The organism is Kribbella sp. NPDC056861 (genome assembly GCF_040687575.1).
GTDB lineage: Bacteria > Actinomycetota > Actinomycetes > Propionibacteriales > Kribbellaceae > Kribbella.
In genome coordinates this window covers 283008-309385 of sequence record NZ_JBFBNQ010000005.1, presented here as the reverse complement: position 1 = coordinate 309385, position 26378 = coordinate 283008, and the positions used below count along the sequence as shown (strand labels likewise).

At 69.7% G+C, this 26378-nt stretch carries 15 protein-coding genes; 10 read left to right on the top strand and 5 right to left on the bottom strand.

Annotation, left to right across the window (positions count from 1 at the left end):
* Window positions 1-73: 73 nt before the first annotated feature.
* Complete coding sequence (locus AB0P21_RS25740) at window positions 74-5560, top strand: carboxyl transferase domain-containing protein (protein ID WP_363699739.1); 5487 nt, start codon at window positions 74-76, stop codon at window positions 5558-5560.
* Between the two features lies 1 nt (window position 5561).
* On the opposite strand, the gene AB0P21_RS25735 is transcribed toward AB0P21_RS25740, so the two are convergent.
* Complete coding sequence (locus AB0P21_RS25735; RefSeq protein ID WP_363699738.1) at window positions 5562-6827, bottom strand: helix-turn-helix domain-containing protein; 1266 nt, start codon at window positions 6825-6827, stop codon at window positions 5562-5564.
* 86 nt (window positions 6828-6913) lie between these two features.
* On the opposite strand from AB0P21_RS25735, the gene AB0P21_RS25730 reads away from it, so the two are divergent.
* Complete coding sequence (locus AB0P21_RS25730) at window positions 6914-8011, top strand: ferredoxin reductase (RefSeq protein WP_363699737.1); 1098 nt, start codon at window positions 6914-6916, stop codon at window positions 8009-8011.
* A 13-nt stretch (window positions 8012-8024) separates the two neighbouring features.
* The gene (locus tag AB0P21_RS25725; protein WP_363699736.1) at window positions 8025-9182 is read left to right on the top strand and encodes an acyl-CoA desaturase; all 1158 of its coding nucleotides are present in this window, start codon (window positions 8025-8027) and stop codon (window positions 9180-9182) included.
* A gap of 37 nt (window positions 9183-9219) precedes the next feature.
* Here AB0P21_RS25725 and AB0P21_RS25720 read toward each other — a convergent pair whose 3' ends face one another.
* A complete protein-coding gene (locus tag AB0P21_RS25720) occupies window positions 9220-10893 on the bottom strand; it encodes a glycoside hydrolase family 9 protein (RefSeq protein ID WP_363699735.1) in 1674 nt (557 codons plus the stop codon).
* 82 nt (window positions 10894-10975) lie between these two features.
* Here AB0P21_RS25720 and AB0P21_RS25715 point away from each other — a divergent pair, with 82 nt between their 5' ends.
* The 4 genes from AB0P21_RS25715 to AB0P21_RS25700 all read left to right on the top strand — a co-directional run bounded on the left by AB0P21_RS25715 (window position 10976) and on the right by AB0P21_RS25700 (window position 16945).
* Window positions 10976-13219, top strand: a complete 2244-nt coding sequence (locus AB0P21_RS25715) for a transglycosylase domain-containing protein (RefSeq protein WP_363699734.1) — start codon at window positions 10976-10978, stop codon at window positions 13217-13219.
* Between the two features lie 49 nt (window positions 13220-13268).
* Entirely contained in the window at window positions 13269-13742 is a 474-nt protein-coding gene (locus AB0P21_RS25710; RefSeq protein WP_363699733.1) for a hypothetical protein, read from the top strand.
* A gap of 66 nt (window positions 13743-13808) precedes the next feature.
* Window positions 13809-14564, top strand: a complete 756-nt coding sequence (locus tag AB0P21_RS25705; protein ID WP_363699732.1) for a beta-phosphoglucomutase family hydrolase — start codon at window positions 13809-13811, stop codon at window positions 14562-14564.
* Window positions 14561-16945 (top strand): glycoside hydrolase family 65 protein, encoded by a 2385-nt coding sequence (locus tag AB0P21_RS25700; protein ID WP_363699731.1) that lies wholly within the window; start codon window positions 14561-14563, stop codon window positions 16943-16945. Before AB0P21_RS25705 ends, AB0P21_RS25700 begins: the two co-directional genes overlap by 4 nt.
* Before the next feature lie 54 nt (window positions 16946-16999).
* Here the strand turns inward: AB0P21_RS25700 and AB0P21_RS25695 are convergent, their stop codons facing one another.
* The 3 genes from AB0P21_RS25695 to AB0P21_RS25685 form a co-directional block, all read right to left on the bottom strand.
* Window positions 17000-19510, bottom strand: coding sequence for a M28 family peptidase (locus tag AB0P21_RS25695; RefSeq protein WP_363699730.1), 2511 nt, complete (start codon window positions 19508-19510; stop codon window positions 17000-17002).
* Window positions 19511-19683: 173 nt separating this feature from the next.
* Window positions 19684-20688 carry a LysR family transcriptional regulator gene (locus AB0P21_RS25690; RefSeq protein ID WP_363699729.1) on the bottom strand — a complete coding sequence of 335 codons (1005 nt, stop codon included), beginning with the start codon at window positions 20686-20688 and terminating at the stop codon, window positions 19684-19686.
* Between the two features lie 58 nt (window positions 20689-20746).
* Complete coding sequence (locus tag AB0P21_RS25685) at window positions 20747-22066, bottom strand: alpha-lytic protease prodomain-containing protein (RefSeq protein WP_363699728.1); 1320 nt, start codon at window positions 22064-22066, stop codon at window positions 20747-20749.
* A gap of 165 nt (window positions 22067-22231) precedes the next feature.
* Here AB0P21_RS25685 and AB0P21_RS25680 point away from each other — a divergent pair, with 165 nt between their 5' ends.
* The 3 genes from AB0P21_RS25680 (at window position 22232) to AB0P21_RS25670 (ending at window position 26265) form a co-directional block, all read left to right on the top strand.
* Entirely contained in the window at window positions 22232-22957 is a 726-nt protein-coding gene (locus AB0P21_RS25680; protein WP_363699727.1) for an alpha/beta hydrolase, read from the top strand.
* A 69-nt stretch (window positions 22958-23026) separates the two neighbouring features.
* Window positions 23027-23725, top strand: coding sequence for a response regulator transcription factor (locus AB0P21_RS25675; protein ID WP_363699726.1), 699 nt, complete (start codon window positions 23027-23029; stop codon window positions 23723-23725).
* Complete coding sequence (locus AB0P21_RS25670) at window positions 23722-26265, top strand: DUF4153 domain-containing protein (RefSeq protein WP_363699725.1); 2544 nt, start codon at window positions 23722-23724, stop codon at window positions 26263-26265. Before AB0P21_RS25675 ends, AB0P21_RS25670 begins: the two co-directional genes overlap by 4 nt.
* Window positions 26266-26378: the final 113 nt, after the last annotated feature.

Below are 26378 nucleotides of genomic sequence, written 5' to 3'. Positions count from 1 at the left end.
CGACTCGACGGTAGGGGTCGAGGCCTGGGAATGTGTGCGTTGACAGGTTTCCCGACGACAGGAGTACTGCCCGGTGTTCAGCCGTATCGCCATCGTCAACCGGGGAGAAGCCGCCATGCGGCTGATCAACGCGGTCCGCGAGCTCAACGCCGAGACCGGCAGCCAGGTCGAGACGGTGGCGTTGTACACCGACGCCGAGCGCACCGCGACGTTCGTCCGCGAAGCCGACCTGACCTACTCGCTCGGCCCGGCCGCCGACCGCCCGTACCTGGACCACGCCAAGCTGGAGCAGGCGCTGACCGAGACCGGGGCGGACGCCGCCTGGGTCGGCTGGGGCTTCGTCGCCGAGGACCCGGCGTTCGCCGAGCTGTGCGCCCGGATCGGGGTCACCTTCATCGGGCCGAGCGCGGAGGCGATGCGCAAACTCGGGGACAAGATCGGCTCGAAGCTGATCGCCGAGGAGGTCGGCGTACCGGTCGCGCCGTGGAGCCGGGGCGCGGTCGAGTCGCTCGACGCCGCGTTGGCGGCGGCGAACGAGATCGGCTATCCGGTGATGCTGAAGGCAACGGCCGGTGGCGGTGGCCGCGGCATCCGGATGATCCGCGACGAAGCCGACCTGCGCGAGGGCTACCAGCGGACCAGTGACGAGGCCCTGCGCGCGTTCGGCAGCGGCATCGTGTTCCTGGAGAGCCTGGTCACCGGCGCGCGGCACGTCGAGGTACAGGTGATCGCCGACGGGCAGGGGACCGCCTGGGCGCTGGGCGTGCGGGACTGCTCGGTGCAGCGGCGCAACCAGAAGGTGATCGAGGAGTCGGCCTCCCCGGTGATGACGGCCGACCAGAACCTCGAGCTCAAGCAGTCGGCCGAGCGGCTGGCGCTCGCCGTCGGGTACGCCGGCGCCGGCACCGTCGAGTTCCTGTACCAGCCGGCCGACAAGCTGTTCGCCTTCCTCGAGGTCAACACCCGGCTGCAGGTCGAGCACTCGATCACCGAGCTGACCACCGAGGTCGACCTGGTGAAGGCACAGATCCACGTCGCCTCGGGCGGCCGGCTGGAAGGTCTGCAGCCTGCCGAGCACGGGCACGCCATCGAGGCGCGACTGAACGCTGAGGATCCGGACCGTGACTTCGCGCCGTCGCCGGGCCGGATCGCCCGGTTGCGGCTGCCGTCCGGCCCGGGCATCCGGGTCGACACCGGCGTCAGCGAAGGCGACGAGATCCCGGCCGACTTCGACTCGATGATCGCCAAGATCATCGCCTACGGCCGGACCCGCGACGAGGCGCTCGGCCGGCTGCGCCGCGCGATGGCCGACACCACCGTGGTGCTCGAGGGCGGCGCGACGAACAAGAGCTTCGTCCTCGAACTGCTGGACCAGCCCGAGGTGATCGACGGCAGCGCCGACACCGGCTGGATCGACCGGGTCCGCGGCGAGGGGCGTCTGGTTTCGAGCCGGCACTCCGGCGTCGCGCTGATCGTCGCCGCGATCGAGGCGTACGAGGAGGCCGAGCGGGTCGAGCGGACCCGGCTGCTGGAGACCGCTCGCGGTGGCCGTCCGCAGGTCCAGCACGAGGTGGGCCGGGCGGCCGCGCTGAAGCTGCGCGGCGCGGCGTACAAGGTGTCGGTGGCGAGGATCGGCCCGCACCGGTACCGCGCGGGCGTGGGCGCCGGCGACGAGCTGCAGTACCTCGATGTCGAGCTGGACCGCCTGGACGCGTACGACGCCCGCATCACCGTCGCGGGCCGCAAGTTCCGCTTGATCACCGCGACGCACGGTCCGGTGCACCTGGTCGAGGTCGACGGGGTCACCCACCGGGTCAGCCGCGACGAGGGTGGCGTCATGCGCGCCCCCGCTCCCGCGCTGGTGGTCGCGACCCCGGTCGCGGTCGGCGCCGAGGTCGAGGCGGGCGCTCCGGTGCTGGTGCTGGAGAGCATGAAGATGGAGACGGTGCTCTACGCGCCGTTCAAGGCGATCGTCCGCGAGCTGCCGGTGTCGACCGGGATCCAGGTCGAGACGGGCGCGCCGCTGCTCCGGCTGGAGCTGATCGGCGACACCGAGGTCAAGGTCGAGGCCAGTGCGGGCGTCGACCTGGAGCTGCCGGAGCCGCAGGAGCGCGCGACGGCGGCCGAGCGGGCGACCCGTGGCCTGGACGACCTGCGCGGGATGCTGCTCGGCTTCGACATCGACCCGCGGGACGAGGGCCGGACGCTGACGGCGTACCTGGAGGCCCGGGCCGAGCTGCCGCAACCGCCGATCAGCGACGAGATGGAGGTCCTGCGGCTGTTCGCGGACTTCGCCGAGCTGAGCCGCAACCGGCCGGTCGGCGAGGACCTGAACACCGAGCTGCGGGTGCACAGCCCGAAGGAGCACTTCCACACCTACCTGCAGACGCTCGACACCGAGCGGGCCGGGCTGCCGGCCGAGTTCTGCGAGCGGTTGACCCGGGTGCTCAGCCGGTACGGCGTGACGGATCTGGACCGTACCGAGGAACTGACCGACGCGGTGTTCCGGATCTTCCTGGCCCAGCAGCGCACGTCTCCCGACGTCCTGCTGGTGACCGCGCTGCTGCAGCAGTGGCTTGTCGAGCCGTTGCCTGAGGCACCTTTGGACGCCGAGGCGAACGCGCTGCTCGACCACCTGGTGCTCGCCACCCAGCTGCGCTTCCCGGTGATCGGCGACCTGGCGCGCAGCGTGCGGTTCCGCTGGTTCGACCAACCGCTGGTCGACGCGGCCCGGGCCGAGGTGCTGTCGGTGGTCGGCGACGAACTGGCCACCCTCGCCCTCGACCCGAACGCTGCGGACTACGCCGCCCGGATCGAGGCGCTGGCCACGATCCCGGAGCAGATCGTCCGGTTCCTGGCCGAGCGGCTGGCGAATGGTGTCAACGGCAACGAACCGATGCTGGAGGTGCTGGTCCGCCGGCACTACCTCGAGCACGAGCTGCACAACCTGAGCAACGCGAGCGTGAACGGTCGCGCCGTCACCACGGCCGACTACACGCTGGACGAGCGGCCGACGCACCTGGTCAGCACGGTCGGCACGGTGGCCGAGCTCTCCGATCCCGGCAGCGAACTGGTCCACGACCTGACCGCCGAGATCGCCGGGCGTCCGGCCGGGCACGAGGCAGTCGCGGATCTCTACCTGTCCTGGCCGGAGACGCCGGAGAACCAGCAGGAGGCCTCCGACCAGCTGCGCGAGATCGTCGCCGCGCTGCCGTTCCGCTCCCAGGTACGCCGGGTCGCGATCGCCGTCGTGCCGGGCAACGGCCGCGAGGTCTGGTACTTCACCTACCGTCCGTCGTCCGACGGGATCGTCGAGGACGACAACGTCCGCGGCGTGCACCCGATGGTCGGCCGCCGGCTCAACCTGTGGCGGCTGCGCGACTTCCGGATCACCCGGCTGGAAGCGCCCGAGGACGTGCTGCTCTACCACTGTGTTGCCCGCGACAACGAAGCCGACGAGCGCCTGGTCGCGCTCGCCCAGGTTCGCCAGTTCGCCGTGGTCCGGGGCGAGGACGGCAAGGTCACCTCGCTCCCGCACGTCGAGCGGGCGATCGCGAACTGTCTCGAAGGCATCCGCCGAGCCCGTACTGCGCGCGGCGCGGCCGGCGCACGGCTGGAGATGAATCACGTCTGGGTGACCGTCTGGCCGGTGATCGACGGCCAGGTCGCCGAGCTCACCGCCCTGCAGCGCAACATCGCGCCGCTCACCTCGGGCGCGGGGATCGAAGAGGTCGTTGTCACCGGTCGCGTGATCGGCTCGAACGGTCAGCCGTTCCCGGTCGTCGGCCGGTTCTACTACCAGCCCGGCGCGGGTGTCGTGACCGCGGTCGAGCGGCCGGCCACCGAGCCGCTCAAGCCGCTCGACGACTACGCCCAGAAGGTACTGCGGGCCCGTCGCCGCAACACCGTCTACCCGTACGAGGTGGCCGGCATGGTGGTCGGCGCGGGCGGCAGCTTCGTCGAGCACGACCTGGACGACACCGGCGCGCTGGTCCCGGTCCAGCGTCCCCGCGGTCTGAACAAGGCCGGGCTGATCGCCGGTGTGATCAGCACGCCGACCCGTCGGCACCCCGAAGGCGTCACCCGGGTCGTCCTGAGCGGCGACCCGACCAAGGCGCTCGGCGCGGTCGCCGAGGCCGAGTGCGCGCGGATCATCGGCGCGCTCGACCTGGCCGAGCGGCTCGGCGCGCCGGTCGAGTGGTTCGCCGTCTCGGCCGGAGCGCGGATCTCGATGGACTCCGGTACCGAGAACATGGACTGGGTGGCGAAGGCGCTCAAGCGGATCGTCGAGTTCACCCAGGACGGCGGCGAGATCAACATCGTTGTCGCAGGCATCAATGTCGGCGCGCAGCCGTACTGGAACGCCGAAGCGACGATGCTGATGCACACCAAGGGCATCCTGGTGATGACCCCGGACAGCGCGATGGTGCTGACCGGCAAGCAGACGCTGGACTTCGCCGGCGGTGTCTCGGCCGAGGACAACTTCGGCATCGGCGGCTACGACCGGGTGATGGGCCCGAACGGCCAGGCGCAGTACTGGGCGCCCGACCTGGCCGGCGCCCGGGACATCCTGATGGCGCACTACGACCACACGTACGTCGTACCGGGGGAGAGCGGGCCGCGGCGCGCGCCGAGCTCCGACCCGCACGACCGCGACATCACGTCGTTCCCGCACGACCCGGCCGACGGCGGGTTCAGCACGGTCGGCCAGATCTTCGCCGCCGAGACGAACCCGGACCGCAAGAAGGCGTTCGACATCCGCACCCTGATGCGGGCGGTCTCCGACCAGGACCACCCGATGCTGGAGCGCTGGGCGGGGATGGCCGACGCGGAGACCGCGGTGGTCGCGGACACCCGGCTCGGCGGCCTGTCGGTCTGCCTGCTCGGGATCGAGTCCAAGCCGGTGCCGCGGCGCGGTTTCCCGCCTACCGACGGGCCGGACACCTACAACGGCGGCACCTTGTTCCCGCGCTCGTCGAAGAAGGCGGCCCGCGCCATCAACGTTGCCAGCGGCAACCGTCCGCTGGTGGTGCTGGCCAACCTGTCCGGCTTCGACGGCTCACCGGAGTCGATGCGCAACCTGCAGCTGGAGTACGGCGCCGAGATCGGCCGCGCGATCGTGAACTTCCGCGGCCCGATCGTGTTCTGCGTGGTCTCCCGGTACCACGGTGGCGCGTTCGTGGTGTTCTCCAAGACGCTCAACCCGAACATGACGGTGCTCGCCCTGGAGGGTTCGTTCGCCTCCGTGCTGGGTGGCGCGCCGGCGGCCGCGGTGGTGTTCTCCGGCGAGGTGAACAACCGCACCTCGGCCGATCCGCGGGTGACCGAGGTGTCCGGGCGCCTGGTCGAGGCCGAGGGCGCCGAGCGCGCCGCGCTCACCAACGAGCTGGCCGAGGTCCGCTCGTCGGTGCGGGCGGAGAAGCTGAGCGAGGTCGCGGCCGAGTTCGACCGGGTGCACAGCATCCACCGCGCGGTGGCGGTCGGATCGGTCGACGCCGTGATCACGCCGCAGGAGCTGCGCCCGCAGCTGATCGCGGCGCTGGAAGCCAAGCTGCCCTGATTCACCCCGGCTGAGTGGACCGTCCTGGACTGGCGAGAGCGATCGTCAGCTCCAGGACGGTCTGCGGGTCGTCGAGGCGCGGGCCGTAGAGGTCGCGGATCTGGCCCATCCGGTAGCGGACCGTCTGCGGGTGGACGTGCAGCGCCGCGGCGACCTCGTCGCGGCGACCGAGGTGGAGCAGCCACTCGCGCAGCGTCTCCTCCAGCCGCTCTGCCGTGCCGGGCTTCAGGGTTGCGAAGGGCGCGAGCACCTGGCGTCTGAGGTCGTCGAGGGCCGCGGCGTCGGAGGTGATCACGAAGGTGGTCAGGTGGCGCTCGGTGTCGAGCGGGGTATTGGGCTCGGCGGTCAGCCCGAGGTGGCGGGCTCGAAGGGCTCGCTGGTACGACGTGCGGACGCTGGTCCACGGTTGGGGTGGGCCTACCCATGCCTGGTAGCCGCGGAGGCTTCTGAGCAGAGCAGGGCGGGCTGAGCCGTCGGCGTCGGGGACCAGCAGGACTGCTACCTCGGCCGCGTCATCGTCGAGCTGGTTGTCCGGGTCGTCGGGCTCGGCAAGGTCTTCGAGGTCGGCTTCGGGACGCAGCGTTCGGGGGTCCAAAGCGCCCAGCATGCTGCGGACATGCGCGCTCGGCAGGATCACGGCCGTCAGCGTGCGCGGTGGCTCCCAGTCGGCGCGGCTCGCCCGGCTGATCAGTTGTTCGTCAGGATCGCCGTGCAGCAGACCGAGACCCAGCTCCTGGAGATAGCGCTCTCTGACCCGGCCGGTGGTCGCCAACTCGTCGGTGTGGCCGGAGACGCTGGCCGCGGACAGCTCGTCGATGTAGGCGAAGACCAGCTCGGCGAACCTGGCCAAGGTGTCGGCTGAGAGACCCGCTTCCACCGCAGTACGGGAGAGTTCGCGCCAGGACACCCGCGCGCCCACCCGGTACGCCGCGAGCAGGGCGTCCATCGCGCGGCCGCTGCGCGCCTCGCCACGGCCTAGGACGTATGCGCCTTCGAGCGCGGGTGCGAGCGGAGTACCGGGGTCGCCGCTGCTGGCCAGCCGGAGGAAGCCGCCGAGGGCGAGCTGGACGGCGCCGGCGATCTTGGCGCCCATCGGTCCGGCCAGGGCGTTGGTGTAGCCGGGGACCTCGACGATGATCGCGGTCACGGTCAGCTCGGCGATGTCCGCCAGCCGGGAGCGCAACAGCTCGACCGCCTGGTCGCCCAGCTCGAGCTCGGCGGCGCCGCGGGCCGTCCGGCTCGCGTGCTGGACCGGATCTTCGGCCATTCTTTGTTCCCTCCGAACAAGATCGCGGAACAGATTCACCGCTGACGGTCATGAAACTACACCTCGCGTCGAGGATGCTAGAAGACATGACCACGTTTGCGTCAGACGCCGAAGCCCCGGCCAGTCTCCGGGGCAGGCTGCGCGACCGGATCTGGAAGGTGGCCGCGGCCGCCACGCATCCGCTCGATCCTGCCGACTACCTCGACATGTTCCGCCCGCTGCGCGCCGGCGCCGACCTCCGGGCGCGAGTCGTCGAGGTCCGCCCCGAGACCGCCGACGCAGTGACCGTCGTACTCCGTCCCGGCGCCGCCTGGCGCGGCCACCAGCCGGGGCAGTACGTCCGGATCGGCCTCGAGGTTGACGGCATCCGGTTGTGGCGCTCCTACTCGCTGACGTCTGCTCCAGAGAGCGATCTCTTGACCATCACGGCCAAGGCGGTCCCGGACGGCCTGGTCAGCGCGCACCTCGCGCAGGAGCTGCGGCCCGGCCAGTTGGTGCATCTCGACCAGGCGGTCGGCGACTTCGTGCTGCCGCCGCAGGCGCCGCGCAAGGTCCTGTTCGTCACCGGCGGTAGCGGTATCACCCCGGTGATGGGGATGCTGCGCTCCGGGCTCGACCGGCTCGGCGATGTGGTCCTGGTGCACTCCGAGGCGCGTCCCGAGGACGTGATCTTCGGTGCCGAGCTGCGCGAGTTCGCGGAGGACGGCCGGCTCCGGCTGGTCGAACAGCACACTGACACCCACGGGCGGCTCGACGTCGCCGCGTTGGCGGACGTGGTACCGGATCTGGCGGAGCGGGAGACCTGGGCCTGCGGGCCGGCCGGTCTGCTCGACGCACTCGAAGAGCAGTGGGCGGCGCTCGACCTGGCCGGCGACCTGCACACCGAGCGGTTCAGGACCGCGCTGGCCGCGCCCGGCGAGGGTGGCACCGTCACCTTCAGCGGGACGGGCACGGTGGTCGAGCTCGACGGCACCACGCCGATCCTGGACGCGGGGGAGCAGAACGGGGTGCTGATGCCGTCCGGTTGCCGGATGGGGATCTGCTTCTCCTGCGTGCTCCCGCTGAACTCGGGCTCGGTCCGCGACCTGCGCTCCGGCGAGCTCACCACCGCGGCGCCCGGTGACGGCGTGCTCATCCAGACCTGCATCTCGGCCGCGGCCGGCGCGTGCGACATCGACTGTTGAGGAAGAGGATCAGATGACCGTTCTGCAGAAGAAGGCCGACAACCCGATCGCTCACCTCAGCGCCGCGGACATCGAGGAGATCGGAGCGCGCCTGGACGCGATCCGGGCCGAGGTGATCGCCGCCCGGGGCGCCTCCGACGCGGCGTACATCCGCAAGGTGATCAGCGTCCAGCGCAAGCTGGAGCTGGGCAGCCGGGCGGTGCTGCTGGCGTCGATCTTCCCGCCGGCCTGGATCGTCGGCACCGCCGGGCTGTCCGTGGCCAAGATCCTGGAGAACATGGAGATCGGCCACAACATCATGCACGGCCAGTGGGACTGGATGCGCGACCCGAAGATCCACTCGACGCAGTGGGAGTGGGACCACGTCTCGCCGTCGGAGCAGTGGAAGCACTCGCACAACGAGCTGCACCACACCTACACGAACGTGGTCGGCAAGGACAACGACCTCGGCTACGGCATCATGCGGGTGGACGAGGACCAGCGCTGGTACCCGGCGTACCTGGCGCAGCCGCTGTGGAACTTCATCAACGCCTGCTTCTTCGAGTACGGCATCGCGGCCTACGACCTGGAGCTGGGCAAGAACCTGGCCACCAAGGAACGCCGCCAGGACCCCGACTTCAAGGCCCGGACCAAGGAGGTCTTCAAGAAGATCCGCGGCCAGATGAAGAAGGACTACGTCATCCACCCGCTGCTGTCCGGCCCGTCGGCCCTGCACACGCTGGCCGCCAACTTCACCGCCAACATCGTCCGCAACCTGTGGTCCCACTCGGTGATCATGTGCGGTCACTTCCCCGAAGGCGTCGAGACGTTCGAGAAGAAGTCGATCGAGGGCGAGACCCGCGGCGAGTGGTACCTGCGGCAGATGCTCGGCTCGGCCAACATCTCCGGCGGCCGCGCGATGCACGTGATGACCGGCAACCTCTCGTACCAGATCGAGCACCACCTGTTCCCGGACCTGCCGAGCAACCGGTACCAGGAGATCGCGCCGAAGGTGCAGCAGCTGTTCCGCGACTACAACCTGAAGTACACGACCGGCCCGCTGCCCAAGCAGGTCGCGTCGGCGTGGTCGAAGGTGATCCGGCTGTCGCTGCCCAACGACTTCGCGGCCAAGGTCGGCGCTGCCGCCCGGCTCGGCCTGCGCCGAGGCCCGGGGCGTGAGCTGACCGCCTGACGGCGGACAGCTTCGGCACCGGGGCCGGGTTCTCCGGTCAGTGCGCGGCCGCGACCGCCAGCAGGAACCAGCCGGTGTGCGGGATCCACTGCTCCGCCCACCGCCAGGAGTCGCCTTCCGGTGCGTCGGCCGGCAGGAAGGCGACGTCCTGCTCGTCACTCCAGCCTGCCGTCACGCCGTTGACGATCCCGCCCGGCAGGTTGGGGAAGTCCGAGGAGTAGTCGGCGTTGTTGCGGCCACGGCCCTGCAGCATCGAGGAGTCGAACGGGTTCCGGCCGACGATCCAGGCGAGCTGGTCGTCGGCGAACACCCGCAGCCGGGCTCTGGTGTCCTGGTCGATCCCGTCGAGGCGAGCACAGGCGCTGGCGGCGGCTGAGAGCGAGGCGATCGCCGCGTTCTCGCCTTGCCACCAGTAGCCCGTCTCGTTGGCGTGTGGGAAGAAGAACCCCTCGCGAGGCTCCTCTCCGAGTGGCTGCGCGAGGCTCCGCGGGTAGCCGAACGGGTTGGGGACAGCCGCAGTACGGTCCAGCACGTCGACCATCGCCCGTACGGCGGTATCCCGGGCCGACGCATCGCCAAAGACCTCGGCGAACCGCAGCAGCGCGAGAATCGGCAGCCCGGGCTCTGCTGCATGAAAGAACGGCCGACCTGCCTCGTCTGCCCGGAAATAGCTGGATTGATACCGCTCGATCAGAGAGTCGGCTCTTCGCTGGGCCGCCTCGTGGGTGTCCACGCCGGCGGCCATCAGTTCGGTGGCGGCCAGCAGGGCGCAGTAGTCGTCGAGGATCGACTCGGTGCCGTCGAACAGGTACTCGAGGTTGTGCTTCTCGAGGTGGTTGAAGCCTTCGAGGGCAGCTGCGAGATAGGTGGCTCGCGAGAAGTCACCGTCCGCGTCGACGGTGGAGGCCCGGGCGAGCGCGGCGATGGCGAGTCCGCCGCCTTGGCGGTAGCCGGCTTGGTAGCGGGAGGTGCGGACGGAGTTCTGCAGTGGCGCGGTGATGACCCGCTCGGCGAGCTGCTTGGTGAGGGCGTCGAAGATGCCGGTGTAGAAGTAGCCGTCGGGGGAGCGGAAGCGGGTCAGGAAGTCGGCACCCCAGAGTGCCTCGTCGCGCAGCCGGGCGCTCAGCACCGGGACCAGTGCCGGCCGGTGCGCGGCCAGTTCGTCGCGGGCCGCGAGCATCGCCCAGGCGCACAGCGGGATCTGCTGCGGGCTCATGGTGGACGTGTAGGTCAGGTGCGACAGGAACTTGCTGGTGTCGCCGCTGGCGTCCAGCCATCCGCCGCGGGCGTCGACGGTCGCGCCGGATGGGTCGTCCCAGAAGCGCGCCGCGCGGTCCTTGCGGTCGATCTCGCCGCTCGACCGCATCGCCTTGAAGTAGGACAGCACGTCCGACATCGTCTGCCGCTGGATTCGCTCCGGCCCGACGACGAACGGCTCTGAGCACACCTCCTGCCCAGCGCTCACTACCCGCACGCGATAAGTGCCATCAGCAAGTACGTCGGGCAGCGGGATCCGCGCGTAGGGACCACCGGTCCACCCGGGCACTCGCTGCACCGCCCCGGGCCGCAGTACGACGACGCCGTCCGGACCGTGCAGCTCCGCGCTGAGCGGTCCCTCGGGGACGACGGCGATGACGGCCTTCGTCGCCTCGCTCCCGTAGCCGAGATGCGAGACCAGCACCATCGGATTCGATCCGTTTTCAGCATCCACCGAACCATCCAACACGATTCCGCTGCGCTCTGTGAGCAATTCGTGACCCTGCTGACCTACTCGACGCCGTAGCCTGTGCGCTATGCGAAACGGGGCCGCAGGCGGGGCTGCTCAGGCGTTGATCAAGTTCATCGCGGTGAGCGTGCTGGCCGGTGCCCTCGCGGCCGGGCTGGCGATCCCGCTGGCCGGCTTCATCGGGCACAGCAGCGCCGGCGTGGCCAACTCGGTGCAGGAGCTGCCGCAGGCGCTGCAGCCCGAGCCGATGGAAATCCGCAGCCGGATCCTGGCGGCCGACGGCAGCCTGATCGCCACCCTCTACGAGCAGAACCGGATCCCGGTGAAGCTGAGCGACATCAGCCCGATCATGCGCAAGGCGATCGTGGCGATCGAGGACTCCCGGTACTACGACCACGGCGCCCTGGACGCCAAGGGCACCTTCCGCGCGATGGTCCGCAACCAGTCCGCCAGCGAGGTCCAGCAGGGCGGGTCGAGCATCACCCAGCAGTTCGTCAAGCTGACCCTGGTCGAGAAGGCCAAGACCGAGGAGCAGCGGGCCCGGGCGACCGCGGTCACCTACGAGCGCAAGCTGGCCGAGCTGCGCTACGCGATCGGGATCGAGAGCCAGTACTCCAAGGACGAGATCCTGGAGATGTACCTGAACCTGGTCAACTTCGGCGACGGCGCGTACGGCGTACAGACGGCGGCGCAGCACTACTTCCGGGTCTCGGCCAAGGACCTGAACCTGGCCCAGGCCGCGATGCTGGCCGGGCTGGTGAAGAACCCGACCGGTTACGACCCGACCAACGACCTGAAGCGCTCCAAGGACCGCCGCGACGTGGTGCTGCGCCGGATGGCCGAGCTGGGCGTGATCACCACCGCGCAGGCCACCGCCGAGATCAAGAAGCCGATCGACCTGAGCCGGATGCGCAAGGTCAAGAACGGCTGCGCGAACTCGCCGTACCCGTTCTACTGCGAGTACGCCGTCTCCAAGCTGCTGGCGAACCCGGCCCTCGGCGCGACCGTCAAGGAGCGCGACCACTACCTGAAGACCGGCGGGCTGACCGTCCGGACCTCGCTGGACCCGAAGCTGCAGGCCGCCGCGCAGGCCTCGATCAAGCAGCACACCAAGCCCAGTGACACCGCCGTCGCGGCGATCACGGTGGTCGAGCCCGGGACCGGCCTGGTGAAGGCGATGGTGCAGAGCCGGCCGTACGGGAACGGGCGCAACCGGACGGCGTACAACTACAACGTCGAGAAGTCGTACGCCGGTGGCTACGGCGGGTTCCAGAACGGCTCCACGATGAAGGCGTTCACGGTCGCGGCGGCGCTGCAGCAGGGCCTGCCGATGAGCCACCGGATCGACTCGCCGGCCCAGATCGACCTGAGCGGCAAGAAGTTCCGGACCTGCAAGGGCACCACCGAGGACCCGAAGTACACGCCGAAGAACTCGACCAAGAGCGGCTACCTGACCATGGTCGAGGCGGCCCGCGCCTCCACCAACACCTACTTCCTGCAGCTGTCCCAGCAGACCGGGCTGTGCGCGCCGGCCACCATCGCGGCCAAGCTCGGGATGTACAACGCGCAGACGCTCGGCCCGCTCGACCAGGTGGTCTCCTTCACCCTGGGCGTCGGCTACACCACGCCGCTGATGCTCGCCAACGCCTACGCGACCTTCGCGGCCCGCGGCCTGTACTGCGACACGCGGGTGGTCACCGCCGTCTCGAGCATGTCGGGCCGGACGATCAAGACGCCGGGGCGGAACTGCAAGCAGGCCATCGCCAAGGAGGTGGCCGACGGCGTCAACCGGGTGCTGAGCGCGGTGATGGAGCCGGGCGGCACCGGTGGCAAGCTGAACTTCGGCCGCTACGACCTGGCCGGCAAGACCGGCACGATCCAGCTGAACCGCGCCGTCTGGTACGCCGGTTACGCGCCCAACCTGGCCGCGGCCACGGTGGTCGCCGACGCCACGCTGCCCTACACGAACCTGATGTACGGCCACACCCTCGACGGCGTGGACATCTCGGACCCGACCGGCTCCGGTACGGCGGGTCCGCTCTGGAAGACCGCGATGCAGGGCGCGCTGAAGGGGCTGCCGATCCGCCGTTTCGTCGCGCCGAGCGACCGGATGGTCAACGGCACCCCGGCCCAGCAGGCGGCCCAGAAGAAGATCGACGCGCTGCGGCAGCTCGCCGAGAAGAAGAAGCAGGAGGCGAACAAGCCGCCCGCGAAGCCGCCGGCCAAACCGCCGGTGACGCCCCCGGTCAAGCCGCCGGTCAAGCCGCCGACGAAGCCGGTCGTGCCGCCGCCGGCCGTCCCGGCGCGCTGAGCTGCAACGAATCGCACCGCGCGGGCGTCCCCTGCCTGAGGTGATCATCATGCGAGTTGTGACCGCGCTGGCGGCGTCCGTGCTGTTGTTCTCAGCAGCGTGCGGTGTCGCGCCCGAGCCGACCAACCAGGAGCCCATCATGACCACACCACCCTCCGCGGGCACACCGAGCCCCGAGAACACACCGAGCCCCGAGAACACGCCGAGCCCCGAGAACACGCCGAGCCCTGGGAACACGCCGAGCCCCGGGAACACCCCGTCCCCTGGGAACACGCCGGCCTCCGAGCTGGTCACCCAGGCCAAGGCGGACCTGGCGGCGCGGCTCGGGATCGACGTGGCCCAGGTGACGGTGGTGAGCTCTGCCGAGGTGACCTGGCCGGACGGCAGCCTTGGTTGCCCGCAGCCCGGAATGAACTACACCCAGGCGCTGGTCGAGGGGGCCAAGACGGTCCTCGAGGTGAACGGGACCCAGTACGACTACCACTCCGGCGTCGGCCGGCCGCCCTTCCTCTGCACGTCCTGACCTGGGTCCTCGCGCCGACCGGCTACGGTGATGAAGGAGTTCGGATCACCGACCGGAAGGCTTGTGATGTTGGGATTGCCAGGGCAGGTGAAGGTCTGCCTGTTCGATCTCGATGGGGTGCTGACCGACACCGCGGCGGTGCACGCGGCCGCGTGGAAGGAGATGTTCGACGACTTCCTCCGCGCCGAGGCTACGCAGACGGGGGCGGAGTTCGTGCCGTTCGACGCGCACGCGGAGTACGACGCGCACGTCGACGGCAAGCCCCGGGCGGATGGTGTGCGGGACTTCCTCACGTCTCGTGGCATCACACTGCCCGAGGGTGACCCGGACGATCCGCCGGGCACGCGGACGATCAACGGCCTGGGCAACCAGAAGAACGTCGCCGTACTGCGCCGCATCCACGACGACGGCGTCCGGGTGTTCGAGGGCTCCCGGCGCTACCTGGAGGCAGCCAAGGCAGCCGGCCTGCGCCGGGTTGTCGTGTCGTCGAGCGCCAACACCCGCGAGGTGCTGGAGGTGACCGGGCTGGCGCCGCTGGTCGAGCACCGGATCGACGGTGTGACGATCCGGGAGAAGGGTCTGCGTGGCAAGCCGGCGCCGGACACCTTCCTGGCCGGCGCGAAGTGGTGCGGGGTCGAGCCGTCCGAGGCGGTCGTCTTCGAGGACGCGCTGGCCGGAGTGGAAGCCGGCCGGGCGGGTGACTTCGGCTGGGTGGTTGGTGTCGACCGGGTCGGACAGGCCGAGCAACTGAAGGCCCACGGCGCTGACGTGGTGGTCAAGGACCTCGCCGAGCTGCTCGACGACGGAGGGCGGCAGGGATGATCGACCGCGGACCCCACCCGATCGAGCCCTGGCAGCTGCGCGAGACCGAGTTGCCGCTCGACAAGCTAGCCCAGGCCGAGTCCCTGTTCGCGCTCTCCAACGGCCACATCGGCCTGCGCGGCAACCTCGACGAGGGCGAGCCGTACGCGATCCCCGGCACCTACCTGAACTCGTTCTTCGAGCAGCGCCCACTCCCGTACGCCGAAGCGGGCTACGGCTACCCCGAGTCCGGCCAGACCCTGGTCGACGTCACCAACGGCAAGCTGATCAGGCTGCTGGTGGACGACTCACCCCTCGACGTCCGGTACGGCGAGTTGCACTCGCACGAGCGCTGCCTGGACTTCCGCACCGGCATCCTCAAGCGCGAGCTCGACTGGTCCTCACCGGCCGGCAAGCGGATCAAGGTCCGGTCCCGGCGGCTGGTCTCGCTGACCCAGCGCGCGGTCGCCGCGATCGAGTACATCGTGGAGGCGGTCGACCAGCCGGTCCGGCTGGTGCTCCAGTCGGAGCTGGTCGCCAACGAGCCGCAGCCGACCCGACCCGGCGATCCCCGGGTCGCCGCGGTCCTCGAGAACCCGCTGGTGGCGGTGTCGCAGGACAGCGACGACGAAGAGGTCGTGCTGATCCATCGCACCCGTGCCAGCGAGCTGATGATGGCCGCGGGCATGACGCACGAGGTCCAGTGCGACAGCCGGATGGAGGTGGACATCGACGTCCGGGAGGACTGGGCCCGCAACACGGTCATCTGCGAGCTGAAGCCGGGGGAGACCCTGCGGGTGGTGAAGTTCCTCGCCTACGGCTGGTCGAGCCTCCGGTCGGAGACGGCGATCAGCGATCAGGTGTCGGGCGCGCTGGCCGGGGCGAAGTTCTCCGGCTGGGACGGTCTGGTCGAGCAGCAGCGCACCTACCTGGACGACTTCTGGGATGCGGCCGACGTCCAGGTCGACGGCAACCAGGAGCTGCAGCAGGCGGTCCGGTTCGCGCTCTTCCACGTCCTGCAGTCCGGCGCGCGGGCCGAGCGGCGCGCGATCCCCTCCAAGGGTCTGACCGGCGCCGGGTACGACGGGCACACCTTCTGGGACACCGAGGGCTTCGTGCTCCCGGCCCTCACCTTCACGATGCCCGACGCGGCGGCCGATGCGCTCCGCTGGCGGCACAGCACGCTCTGGATGGCGAAGGAGCACGCGGAGGTGCTCGGCCTGCGCGGCGCGGCCTTCCCCTGGCGCACGATCCGCGGCCAGGAGTGTTCGGGGTACTGGCCCGCGGGCACCGCGGCGTTCCACATCAACGCCGACATCGCCGCGGCGATCAGCCGGTATCACATGGCCACCGGCGACGACACCTTCATCCGGGACTACGGCCTGGAGTTGCTGGTCGAGACGGCCCGGCTGTGGATCTCCCTCGGCCACCACGACCGGCACGGCAAGTGGCACCTGCCCGGCGTCACCGGCCCGGACGAGTACAGCGCTGTTGCCGACGACAACGTTTTCACCAACCTGATGGCCGCGCGCAACCTTCGGGTGGCGGCGACCTTCGCCACCCGGTTCCCCGACGACGCCCGGCGGCTGGGGGTCGACCCGGAGGAAGAGGCGGCCTGGCGGGATGCGGCGGCCGCAGTACACATCCCGTACGACGAAGAGCTCGGCGTGCATCCGCAGTCCGAGGGTTTCACCGGCTATGCGGTGTGGGACTTCGAAGCCTGGAAGGACAAGTACCCGCTGCTCCTGCACGCGCCGTACTTCGAGCTGTATCGCAAGCAGGTCGTCAAGCAGGCCGACCTGACACTGGCGATGTACTGGTGCGGCGACGAGTTCACGCCCGAGCAGAAGGCTCGCAACGTCGACTACTACGAGCGGATCACCGTCCGCGACTCGTCGTTGTCGGCCTGCGTGCAGGCGGTGACGGCGGCCGAGGTCGGTCAGCTCGATCTCGCCTACGACTATGCCTACGAGGCGGCGCTGATCGACCTGCTCGATCTGCACCACAACACCGGCGACGGTCTGCACATGGCGTCGCTGGCAGGCGCCTGGACTGCTTTGGTGGCCGGCTTCGGTGGACTCCGGGAGCGCGAGACCGGGCCTTGTTTCAACCCGGCGCTGCCATCCGGCCTGAGCAGGTTGAAGTTCACCGTTCGCTGGCACGGAGTCCGGCTGTGCGTGGAGATCGGCCGCGAACAGGTCACGTACTCCGTGCACGACGGCCCGGATGCCTCCGTCACGCTCTTCCACGCGGGGGAGGAGCTCGAGGTGACCGCCGGCAAGCCGGTCACCTGCGCACTCCTTCCGCGCAAGCCGTTGCTGCCCCGGCCGACGCAGCCGGTCGGCCGCGAGCCGCTCTCGGCGCTCGGCAACACCACGACCACCAGCCACCCGCACAAATGAGAGAGGCCCTCCCGTCGGGGCGGAACGGGAGGGCCACGCTTACCTCAGCTGCGACTACGGCGTGACCGCGGTCTTCCAGAGGGTGTAGGCGATGCCGTCGGCGGCACGGTTGAGCGCCGTCGCGTTGATGTTCGCCGTGGTGTCACACGACCGGTGGTAGCAGGGGTCGTACGACGCGTTGGCCGTCCCGCCCCACTTGGTTGCCTGGGCCGACGTCTTGCGGGCGCTGGCGCCGGTCGCGTAGCCGCTGGTCGGGATCCCGGCCGAGCGGAACGACGCGTCGTCCGAGCGGCCCGCGCCTTCGCGGTTCTCCTCCGGGCTCAGCCCGAGCGAGTCCCAGTACTCCTTCATCGGCGCCGCCACCGCGGTGCTGATGTTGTTCACGAAGTAGCCTCCGTTGGTCGAGCCGATCATGTCGAAGTTGTAGTACCCCTTGATCGCCGATCGATTCGTGGAGCTGAGCGAGTTGACGTAGAACTCGGAGCCGTTCAGGCCCTGCTCCTCGTCGGTCCACCAGGCGAACCGGACGTGCTTGGTCAGGCTCGGCTTGGCCGCGGCGAGAGCGAGCGCGTTCTCCAGCAGGGCGGACGATCCGGACGCGTTGTCGTTGATCCCCGGGCCGGCGCTGACGCCGTCCAGGTGCGCGCCGAACATGACCACCTGGTTGGCCGGACCGCCCGGCCAGTCGGCGATCAGGTTGCTGGTCTGGGTGGTGCTGCAGCCGCTGGTGCAACGCTGCTCGGTCACCGTGAAACCGGCTGCCTGCAGCTTCTGCTTCACGTAGGCGAGCGACGCGTTGTACCCAGCCGATCCGGCCCGGCGGTTACCGCCGTTGTTGGTGGCGATCGTGTTGAACTGCGTGAGGTGCGCGCGCACCTTCTGTACGTCGATGTCGGGGGCCGCTGCCACCAGCGGCTCAGCCGCGCCGCCGCCGGCTGCCGCAGTACAGGTGGGTTCACCAGGCTGGGCGCCCAGGCTGACGGCGGTCCAGGCGGCCTTGACCTTGTTGTACTTCGCGCAGGTCGGGTCGAGGTTCTTGGCCGCGTTCAAGGTGGCGATCCGCCACTTCGGGTAGCTCATCCCGGAGGTCTTGAGCAGCATCGCGTTGTAGAAGATCCGGCCGGCCTCCTTGATCCCGATCCCGGTCAGCGTGCTGCTGTTGCAGGTCGGACTGACCGGCTGGCCGTTGGTCGGATTGGTGCCCTCGGCAAGCAAGTAGAACCAGTGGTTCATCGGGCCGGCCGCGGCGTGCACCGACGACGGCAGGCTGGTCGAGTAGCAGTTCGGGTGACCGGAGACCTTGGACGGGTTGTACATGTAGCGGATCGGGCCGTTGCCGACCAGGTTGATCAGCTCGCCGACCTCGTAGTCGGGCTTGTCGTTCGGGTTGTTCAGGTAGTTCTCGGTCAGCGCACCCCAGATGTCGGCGACGGACTCCTGGCCGGGGTGGCCGGAGATGCCGCCCGGCGTCTTGGCGTCCAGGCCGTGGCCGTACTCGTGCGCGACCACGTCGGTCCCGCTGATCCAGGCGCTGGCGTTGTTGCGGCCGAAGACGACGCCGTTCGGGTTGCTGGAGTGGTTCCAGTAGGCGTTGGTGTCCGGCAGGCCGACCTCGGCGTCGGCCCAGTTGCCGGAGCCGTCCAGACCGTTGCGGCCGTACCAGTTCTTCAGCAGATCCCACTCGCCGGCGGCGATGTACATCACGTCGACACAGCCGGAGACCTTGTCGGTCTTGCTGCTGCTGCCCCAGACGTTGTCGGCGTCCGTCATGATCGCGTTGGTGCTGTAGTCGATGCACGACAGGCTCGGCCGGGCCGGGTCGGTCATCCGGTAGCTGCCGCCGGACGACGTCGTCCCGAAGGTCAGGCCGGCGCCGTTCCAGATCCCGCGACCGGAGCCGGAGGCGGTCTGCTCGGCGGTGTGGGACACCTTGCCGGTGGTCGCGTCGACGTACACGAGCTCCTGGCTGAGGCCGTCACCGTGGTCGTGGCCGGCGTGTTTTCCCTTGCCGGTCACGGGAACTTCCCAGGCGAGCACGGGCTTGGGTTGACCCACGACCAGTACTACGAGCTTGGGCGCGCCGGTGCCGCTGACGGTGGTGAAGGCCTTGCGGGCCGAGGTAGTCGCCTGCGCGGGCGTGAGCTTCGGTGTCGTGCTGACCGAGATAGTGGCCTGGGAGGCGGCCACCGTGGTCAAGACGTTGCCAGCGGCATCGGTCGACACGACGGCGTCGCCACCGACGACCTCGAGGCCCTGATAGGTCTTGTCGTACGAGACGTAGAAGAGGTCCTGCGTCTCGGCGTCACCGCCCTCGAACACACCGAGGCGGTTGTACTTCTCCTGCGTGCCCTTGCGGAGCGTGCCGAGTCCGGCGTTGACCGCGTGGTCAGCGGCTGCGACAGCGACGGCAGTTGCGTCGGGCGGAGTGGTCGGCACAGAAGGCTGCGCGGCGAAGCTGGTACTGGCCAGGCTGCCGGCGAGCAGAGCCGCGGCCAGTCCGCTGACGGCTGTCAGCTGACCGGCACGACGGCGGCGATGGGCGTGATGGGGTTTCGGAACTCTCACGTTCGGTACTCCTCACGGGGGCGGTGTGAGAAGTACCGTCGCCAATTGGCCGGAACGACGGCAAGTCATAGTCACCCTCGGTTGGCTCCGCTGACGCAGAGCAAGGGCAACCCTTCGGGTGAACACCGCTGCACCCCGCCGCCGACTGTGATGGCAGGGTGAACAGAGGGTGACTAATCGTTGACAATCAGCTCCGGGCTGTGATCCACACCCGCCACCCCGTACTGCGGACGCCCGGCCAGCCAGCCGCTGTAAAGGGGGCTACGGGCAATCGAATCGACGTACGCCAGACCGGCCAGCCGGATCACCTGATCAGCCAGTCCGGCCGCGGGGCCGGACGGATGCCAGCCGATCAGATGACGCCAGGTCAGCGGCACGCCGTCGAGCGGTACGGCGACGACCCCGGGCATCTCGCGAAACGTCGGCTGGCACAGCACCACGGCATCACCGGACTCGACCATGTCGATACAACTCACCACGTCGGTCTCGTACAGCGTGCTCGGGGTGAAGCCTGCCCGGCCGCAAGCAGCAGCGAAACAGTCCGCGAAACAACCGTCGCCTGGCGTCGCGCCCCACTCCTCGGTCGCCAGATCGGACAGTGGGACGGATCGCGCGTCGGCCAGTCGGTGATCGGCCGGCAGTAGGACGAAGACGGGATCGGTGCCCAGCACTCGCCAGGTCAGGCCGGGCTGGACCGGCGGCGGCGCTTCGCCGCAGACCCCGACGATGGTGAAGTCGATCCTGCCGTCGGCGACCATCGCGGCGAGTTCGTCGGCCGACCACGAGACCTGGGTGGTCACTCGCATGCCGGGGTAGTCCGAGGTGAGGTGATGCAGCAGGCGACCCAGCAGATGGCCGGTGGCCGAGCCGATCGTCAGGCTGGCCGGTACGTCGCCGTTGCGGCCGCCGCTGTTGCTGAACCGGGCAGCCTCTGCCTGCAGACCGGAGACAGCGGGGAGTAGGAGTCGGGCCCTGGCCAGGACGAGCTCGCCGAGCGGGGTCGGGCGGATGCCGGTGCGGTCACGCTCGAAGACGACCCCGCCCAGCACGCGCTCGATCCGCTGGAGCTGAGCGGTCAGAGCCGGCTGGGCGAGGCCGAGCGTGTTGGCTGCCTTGGTGATGGAACCCGCGTCGGCCACCGCGCAGACGATCCGGAGATGGCGAAGCTCTAGTTCCATGGGAGCAAGGTAGGCAACCGGGGACCGATCAGGAAGAGCCTGACCGGCCCCCGGCCGATCAGCGCGCCTGCCAGAGCGCGGGGACGACAGGCGGTTCCCAGCCGGTCTGCGCGGTGTGGCCTTGCAGGCACTGGTAGGTCCGGCCGCCGTAGGTGACGGTCGCGCCGGCCGCGTACGCCGTACCGGCTTGCCAGGTGGTTCCGCCCGGAGGAGTCGTCGGGGGAGTGGTGGGCGGAGTGGTCGGCGGGGTGCCGCCGCTGACGGTCAGGGTGAGGCCGTAGGCGCCGAGGATCTCGTTGACGGGCTGGAAGTAGATGACACCGCCGGAGGTGCAGTTGCCGGAGCCGCCCGACGTCACGCCCTGCGCCTGGTCGCCGGTCAGCCAGGAGCCACCGGAGTCACCGGGCTCGGCGCAGGCGTTGGTCCGGGTCAGGCCGGTGATGGTGCCTTCGGGGTAGGTCACCGACGCGTTCTTCTGCTGGATGGTGCCGCAGCGCCAGCCGGTCGTCGAGCCCGATCGGCAGACCGACGAACCCACGGCGGCCTCGGTCGAGCCCGCGACCGGCACCGTGCCGGGGTACCGGTTGACGAGTGCCCGCGGAGTGTTGCCCGCGGCAACTCTCACCCAGGCGTAGTCGTTGCCGGGGAAGCTCGATCCGGCGAAGGTGCCACTCGGCTGGGTGGTGTTGGCGCCGGTCTGGCCACAGTGGCCGGCTGTCACGAAGCCGCCGGTGACCGCGAACCCGACCGAGCACCGGGTGCCGCTGCCGATGTAGTAGGCATTGCCGCCGATCACATCGATCAGCGGACGCGGGCTCTCGGTGGAGATGACGAATCGCGCCGCTGCGGTGTCGACCCCGCTGGCCTTCGCGAAAGCCTTGGCCTGTTGGGTTTTCCCGGCCTTGGTCAGGACGACCAGTTGGTTGCTGGTGACATCGACGTACCAGCCGGGAACTGTCTTGGGAGCTGGTTGGGCGTCCAAGCGGCTCTTGAGTACGTCGAGTTGCGCCAAGCTGCGCGGCACGGTCTTCGGCACGGCACCCGCTGCCCGCACCAGGCCGGCGCGGGCGGGGTCGGTGATGCCGACCGTGAGGGTGCTTCCGGTCGGGTCGAGCCACGCGCCGGCGAACGTAGTACCGAGGCTGGTGCGCAGGAACCCTTCGACCTCGGCGGCTTTGCCCTCCCGTGCCATCCGGGCCCGAGCGTCGGCCGGACTGATTCGCAGATCACGCGCGAGCGCGCTGACCATCGCGTCGTCGGCGGCCGGGGGACCGGCGGACGGGGCCGCGTTGCTGGGGTTGATCGGGCTGAGACTGATGGCGGCTACCAAACCTGCTGCTGACAACGCGGCCGCGAGGGCGGCGATCTTTCGGGACATCTGAACTCCTGCCAGGGGGCGGTGCAGCTACGGATGTTGAACGGACCGTAGCCACCAACCAGACACCCGCGGACATCCCATTTGGGTCATACCGCGTCACAACCCGAGTGGCTGCGCTGTCCTGATAGGTAGGGCAGGTTTCAACCACAGCAGAGGAAAGTGACCATGAGTGAGCAGAAGCCGGTTGTCGTACTGGTGCACGGGGCGTTCGCGGAGTCGGCCAGCTGGAACGGCGTGATCGAGCAGTTGCAGGAGAAGGGACTCGACACCGTGGCCGTCGCCAACCCGCTGCGCAGTGTCGCGGGCGACGCGGCGTACGTGCGCGACGTGATCGCGTCGATCGGGCGGCCGGTCGTCCTGGTCGGGCACTCGTACGGCGGGTTCGTGATCACCGAGGCCGGTGCGGGCAACGAGTCCGTCGCCGCTTTGGTGTACGTCGATGCGTTCGCGCCCGACCACGGGGAGAACGCCTTCGAGTTGTCGGGCAAGTTCCCGGGCAGCACGCTCGGCGACGCGCTCAACGCCTACCCGGTGGCGACCGGCGGGGTCGAGCTGGTGATCAAGTCGGAGCTGTTCCACCACCAATTCTGCGCCGACGTGTCCGCCGAGCAGGCTGCCTTGATGGCCACGACGCAGCGGCCGGTCACCCAGACCGCGTTGACCGACGCGCTGCCGACCGAGAAGCCGGCCTGGAGCACCATCCCGTCCTGGTTCGTGATCAGCGACGAGGATCTCAACATCCCGGTCGCGCTGCACCGGTACTTCGCCGAGCGGGCCGGCGCCCGCACTACGCACGAGGTGGCCGGTGGATCGCACGCGTTGAGCGTCTCGCAGCCCGGTCCCGTCGCCGCGACGATCCTGGAGGCGGTCGAGGCGGTCTCCGGCCAGTAGCCGGATCCTCCACAAAACCTTCACGAGTCGTCCGCTACTTCTGACCAGCTCGGCTCCTACGCTCACAGCATGTCAGTGAGCGCAGTACGGCCGAAGATCCTCGTGGTCGAGGACGAGCCGGTGATCAACCAGGCGGTCACCGACCGGTTGCGCGGTTCGGGGTACGACGTGGTCCAGGCGTGGGACGGGCCCGGCGCGGTCGCGCAGTTCGCGGAGACGGCGCCGGACCTGGTGCTGCTGGACGTGATGCTGCCCGGGTTCGACGGCCACGAGGTGTGCCGCCGGATTCAGGCAGCGCGGCCGGTCCCGGTGCTGATGCTGACCGCGCGCGACGACGAGGCGGACATCCTGGTCGGCCTGGGCGTCGGCGCCGACGACTACCTGACCAAGCCGTTCCGGATGCGCGAACTGGTGGCCCGGGTCGGCGCCCTGCTACGTCGCGTCGACCGGGCCGCCGAGCTGGCCACCCGTACTGCGAACGACCTGGGCGAGCTGCGCGTCGACGCGGCCTCGCGCCGGGTCTGGGTCGCGGACACCGAAGTACACCTGACCCCGACCGAGTTCGACCTGCTGGTCTGCCTGGCCGCCAACCCCGGCGTCGTCCTGACCAGAGAGAACCTGTACGCCGACGTCTGGGGCTGGCCGGGTGCCTCCGGGACCCGCACCGTCGACAGCCATGTGAAGGCGTTGCGCGCCAAGATCGGCGCCGACCGGGTGCGTACTGTGCACGGCGTCGGCTACGCGCTGGAGCCCGGCGGTGCCGCATGAGCGGCCCGATCCTCAACCAGGTCACGTCGGTCAAGGTCAAGCTCGGCCTGCTGGTCGCGGTCAGCGTCACGGTGGCATCGATCCTCGCCGCGACCGGTGCTGTCGGCAGTGTGCCCTTCTGGCTCACGGTCCCCGTGACGGTGGCGCTCGCGCTGGGCGTGACTCAGCTGCTCGCCGTCGGGATGACCTCGCCGTTGCGCGAGATGACCGCGGCGGCTCGGGGCATGGCACGTGGCGACTACTCCGCTCGCGTGACCGCGACGTCGAGTGACGAGGTCGGCGAGCTGGCCAGGGCCTTCAACCGGATGGCCGAGGACCTCGCGGCGGTCGATCGTCAGCGTCGCGAGCTGGTGGCGAACGTGAGCCACGAGTTGCGTACGCCGCTGACCGCGCTGTGCGCAGTACTGGAGAACCTGGTCGACGGCGTCGCCGAGCCGGACCCCGTCACCTTGCGTACTGCGCTCGACCAAGCTGAGCGCCTTGCCGCCCTGGCCTCCGATCTCCTCGATCTGGCGCGCGTGGATGCCGGTGAGGCCAAGCTCTCCGCCACGCAGGTGCCGATCACCGACCTGCTCGAACGCGCCGTCGCCGAGGCAACGGTGACCGGCCGCGAGGTTCGGTACGACGTACAGGTCACGCCGCCGGACCTCACCGTGGCCGCCGACCTCTCGCGGTTGCACCAACTCGTCGCGAATCTGCTCGACAACGCGTCCAGGCACAGCCCGGCCGGGGGAGTCGTGCGGCTGGTCGCGTTGGAGACGCCCGACGGCTGGCGGCTGGAGGTCATCGACCAAGGGCCCGGCATCCCTGCCGCCGATCGCGACCGGGTCTTCGAGCGCTTCGGAACGCTCGCGGAGGCCGATGGCGGTGGCGGCACCGGCCTCGGGCTGGCGATCGCTCGCTGGGTGACCGATCTGCACGGCGGCACTATCCACTTCGTCGAGCCCGAGCCGCGCAGTACCGGCGCTCGAGCCCGCGTCGACCTGCCTCGCGAACCACGTCAGCTGCACAACCATCTGCCCAGCAAGGCCAAGGAGCCCGTGATGACCCAACCGGTCAGTCCCGCACCCCCCGCACCCCCAGCACTGCCTCGCGATCCAGAGTCGCCGATGGACGCGTTGTTCGGGCGGTTCTGGCCCGATGCCCGGATCCCCGGCAACGTCCGCGCGGTGCTCTACAGCCTCGGGGTCGGTCTGCTGGCCGGCATCATCCTGCCGTTCCGCGACATGGGGATCGGCTCCACGATCCTGCTGCTGGCCGCGGGCGGGGTGGTGCTGCGCTTCAGCGCCAACCGCGGCTCTCGTTTCACCCAGGCGTGCGCGGTGCTGTGTGGGCTGCTGGCCCTGACGGCGGTCGTGCGGGACGCGGAGTGGATCGTGATCCTGTGCATCCTCGCCGGTGGGGTGGTCTGCGTGGCCGGGCTCGTCAACGGCCGCAGCATGCCCGCCTTCTTCCTCGCCGGCTTCTCTCTGCCGCTCGCGGGTCTGCGCGGCCTGCCCTGGCTGGGCCGGTCCCTGCAAGCCGTGACCAGCTTCAGGAAGAGCGCCGCGGCAGTGCGTACGGTCGTCTGGTCGGTGCTGGGTGTCCTTGTCTTCGGGCTGCTGTTCGCTTCCGCTGACGCCCTGTTCGCCAAGTGGGTGGGCGCGATCGTCCCTGACCTGCAGCTGGACACCTTCGTACTGCGGGCCTTCCTGACCGTCTTCATCGGAGGCCTGGTCCTCGCGGCGGTGTATCTCGCGCTGAACCCGCCGAACGTCGAGTCCGGCAACGGTCCGGTGCGGCCGGTCGCGCGCCGCTACGAATGGCTCGCGCCGGTCCTGCTGGTGGACGCCGTCTTCCTGGTTTTCCTTGCTGCACAGGCCACCGCGAGCTTCAATGGGCATGCGTACCTCGAACGCGTCACCGGCCTGACCTACGCGGAGTACGTGCACCAGGGCTTCGGCCAGCTGACCGTCGCGACGGCGCTGACCCTGCTCGTCGTCTGGGCAGCAGCCCGCAAAGCACCCCGTACGACGCCCGCCGACCTCGCCTGGCTGCGCGGCTCACTCGGCGTCCTCTGCGCGCTCACGCTGGTCGTCGTTGCCTCGGCGCTCTACCGGATGCACCTCTACCAAGAGGCCTACGGCTTCACCGAACTCCGCCTGCTGGTCGACGTCTTCGAAGGCTGGCTCGGGCTGCTGGTGATCGGCGTGATGATCGCGGGCATCACCCTGAAGGCGACCTGGCTGCCCCGGGCAGCACTCCTCACCGGCGCGGCCTTCCTGCTCGGCCTGGCGGCGATCAACCCCGACGCCTGGATCGCCCGGCACAACATCGACCGCTACACCGCCACCGGCAAGGTCGACTGGCTGTTCCTGCAGAACCTGTCGGACGACGCCGTACCGGTCCTCGACACCCTGCCGAAGGAGGTCGCCGGCTGCGCGCTGAACGGCTACGACCGCAGCGACGACGACTGGCTGGAGTTCAACTTCGGCCGCCACCGCGCCCAGTCGGTGATCACCCGCGACCACCTGCCCTGCCCTACCCCAACCGTTCGCTGACCGCGACGTCGAGTTCCACGTCCTGATTGCTCATTTTCTGCCCAGATTCGAAGGGGTCCGGGCGGTGGATCGCTGACTTAGACTCCGATGCTCCGGACCGACCGCAGGGAAGG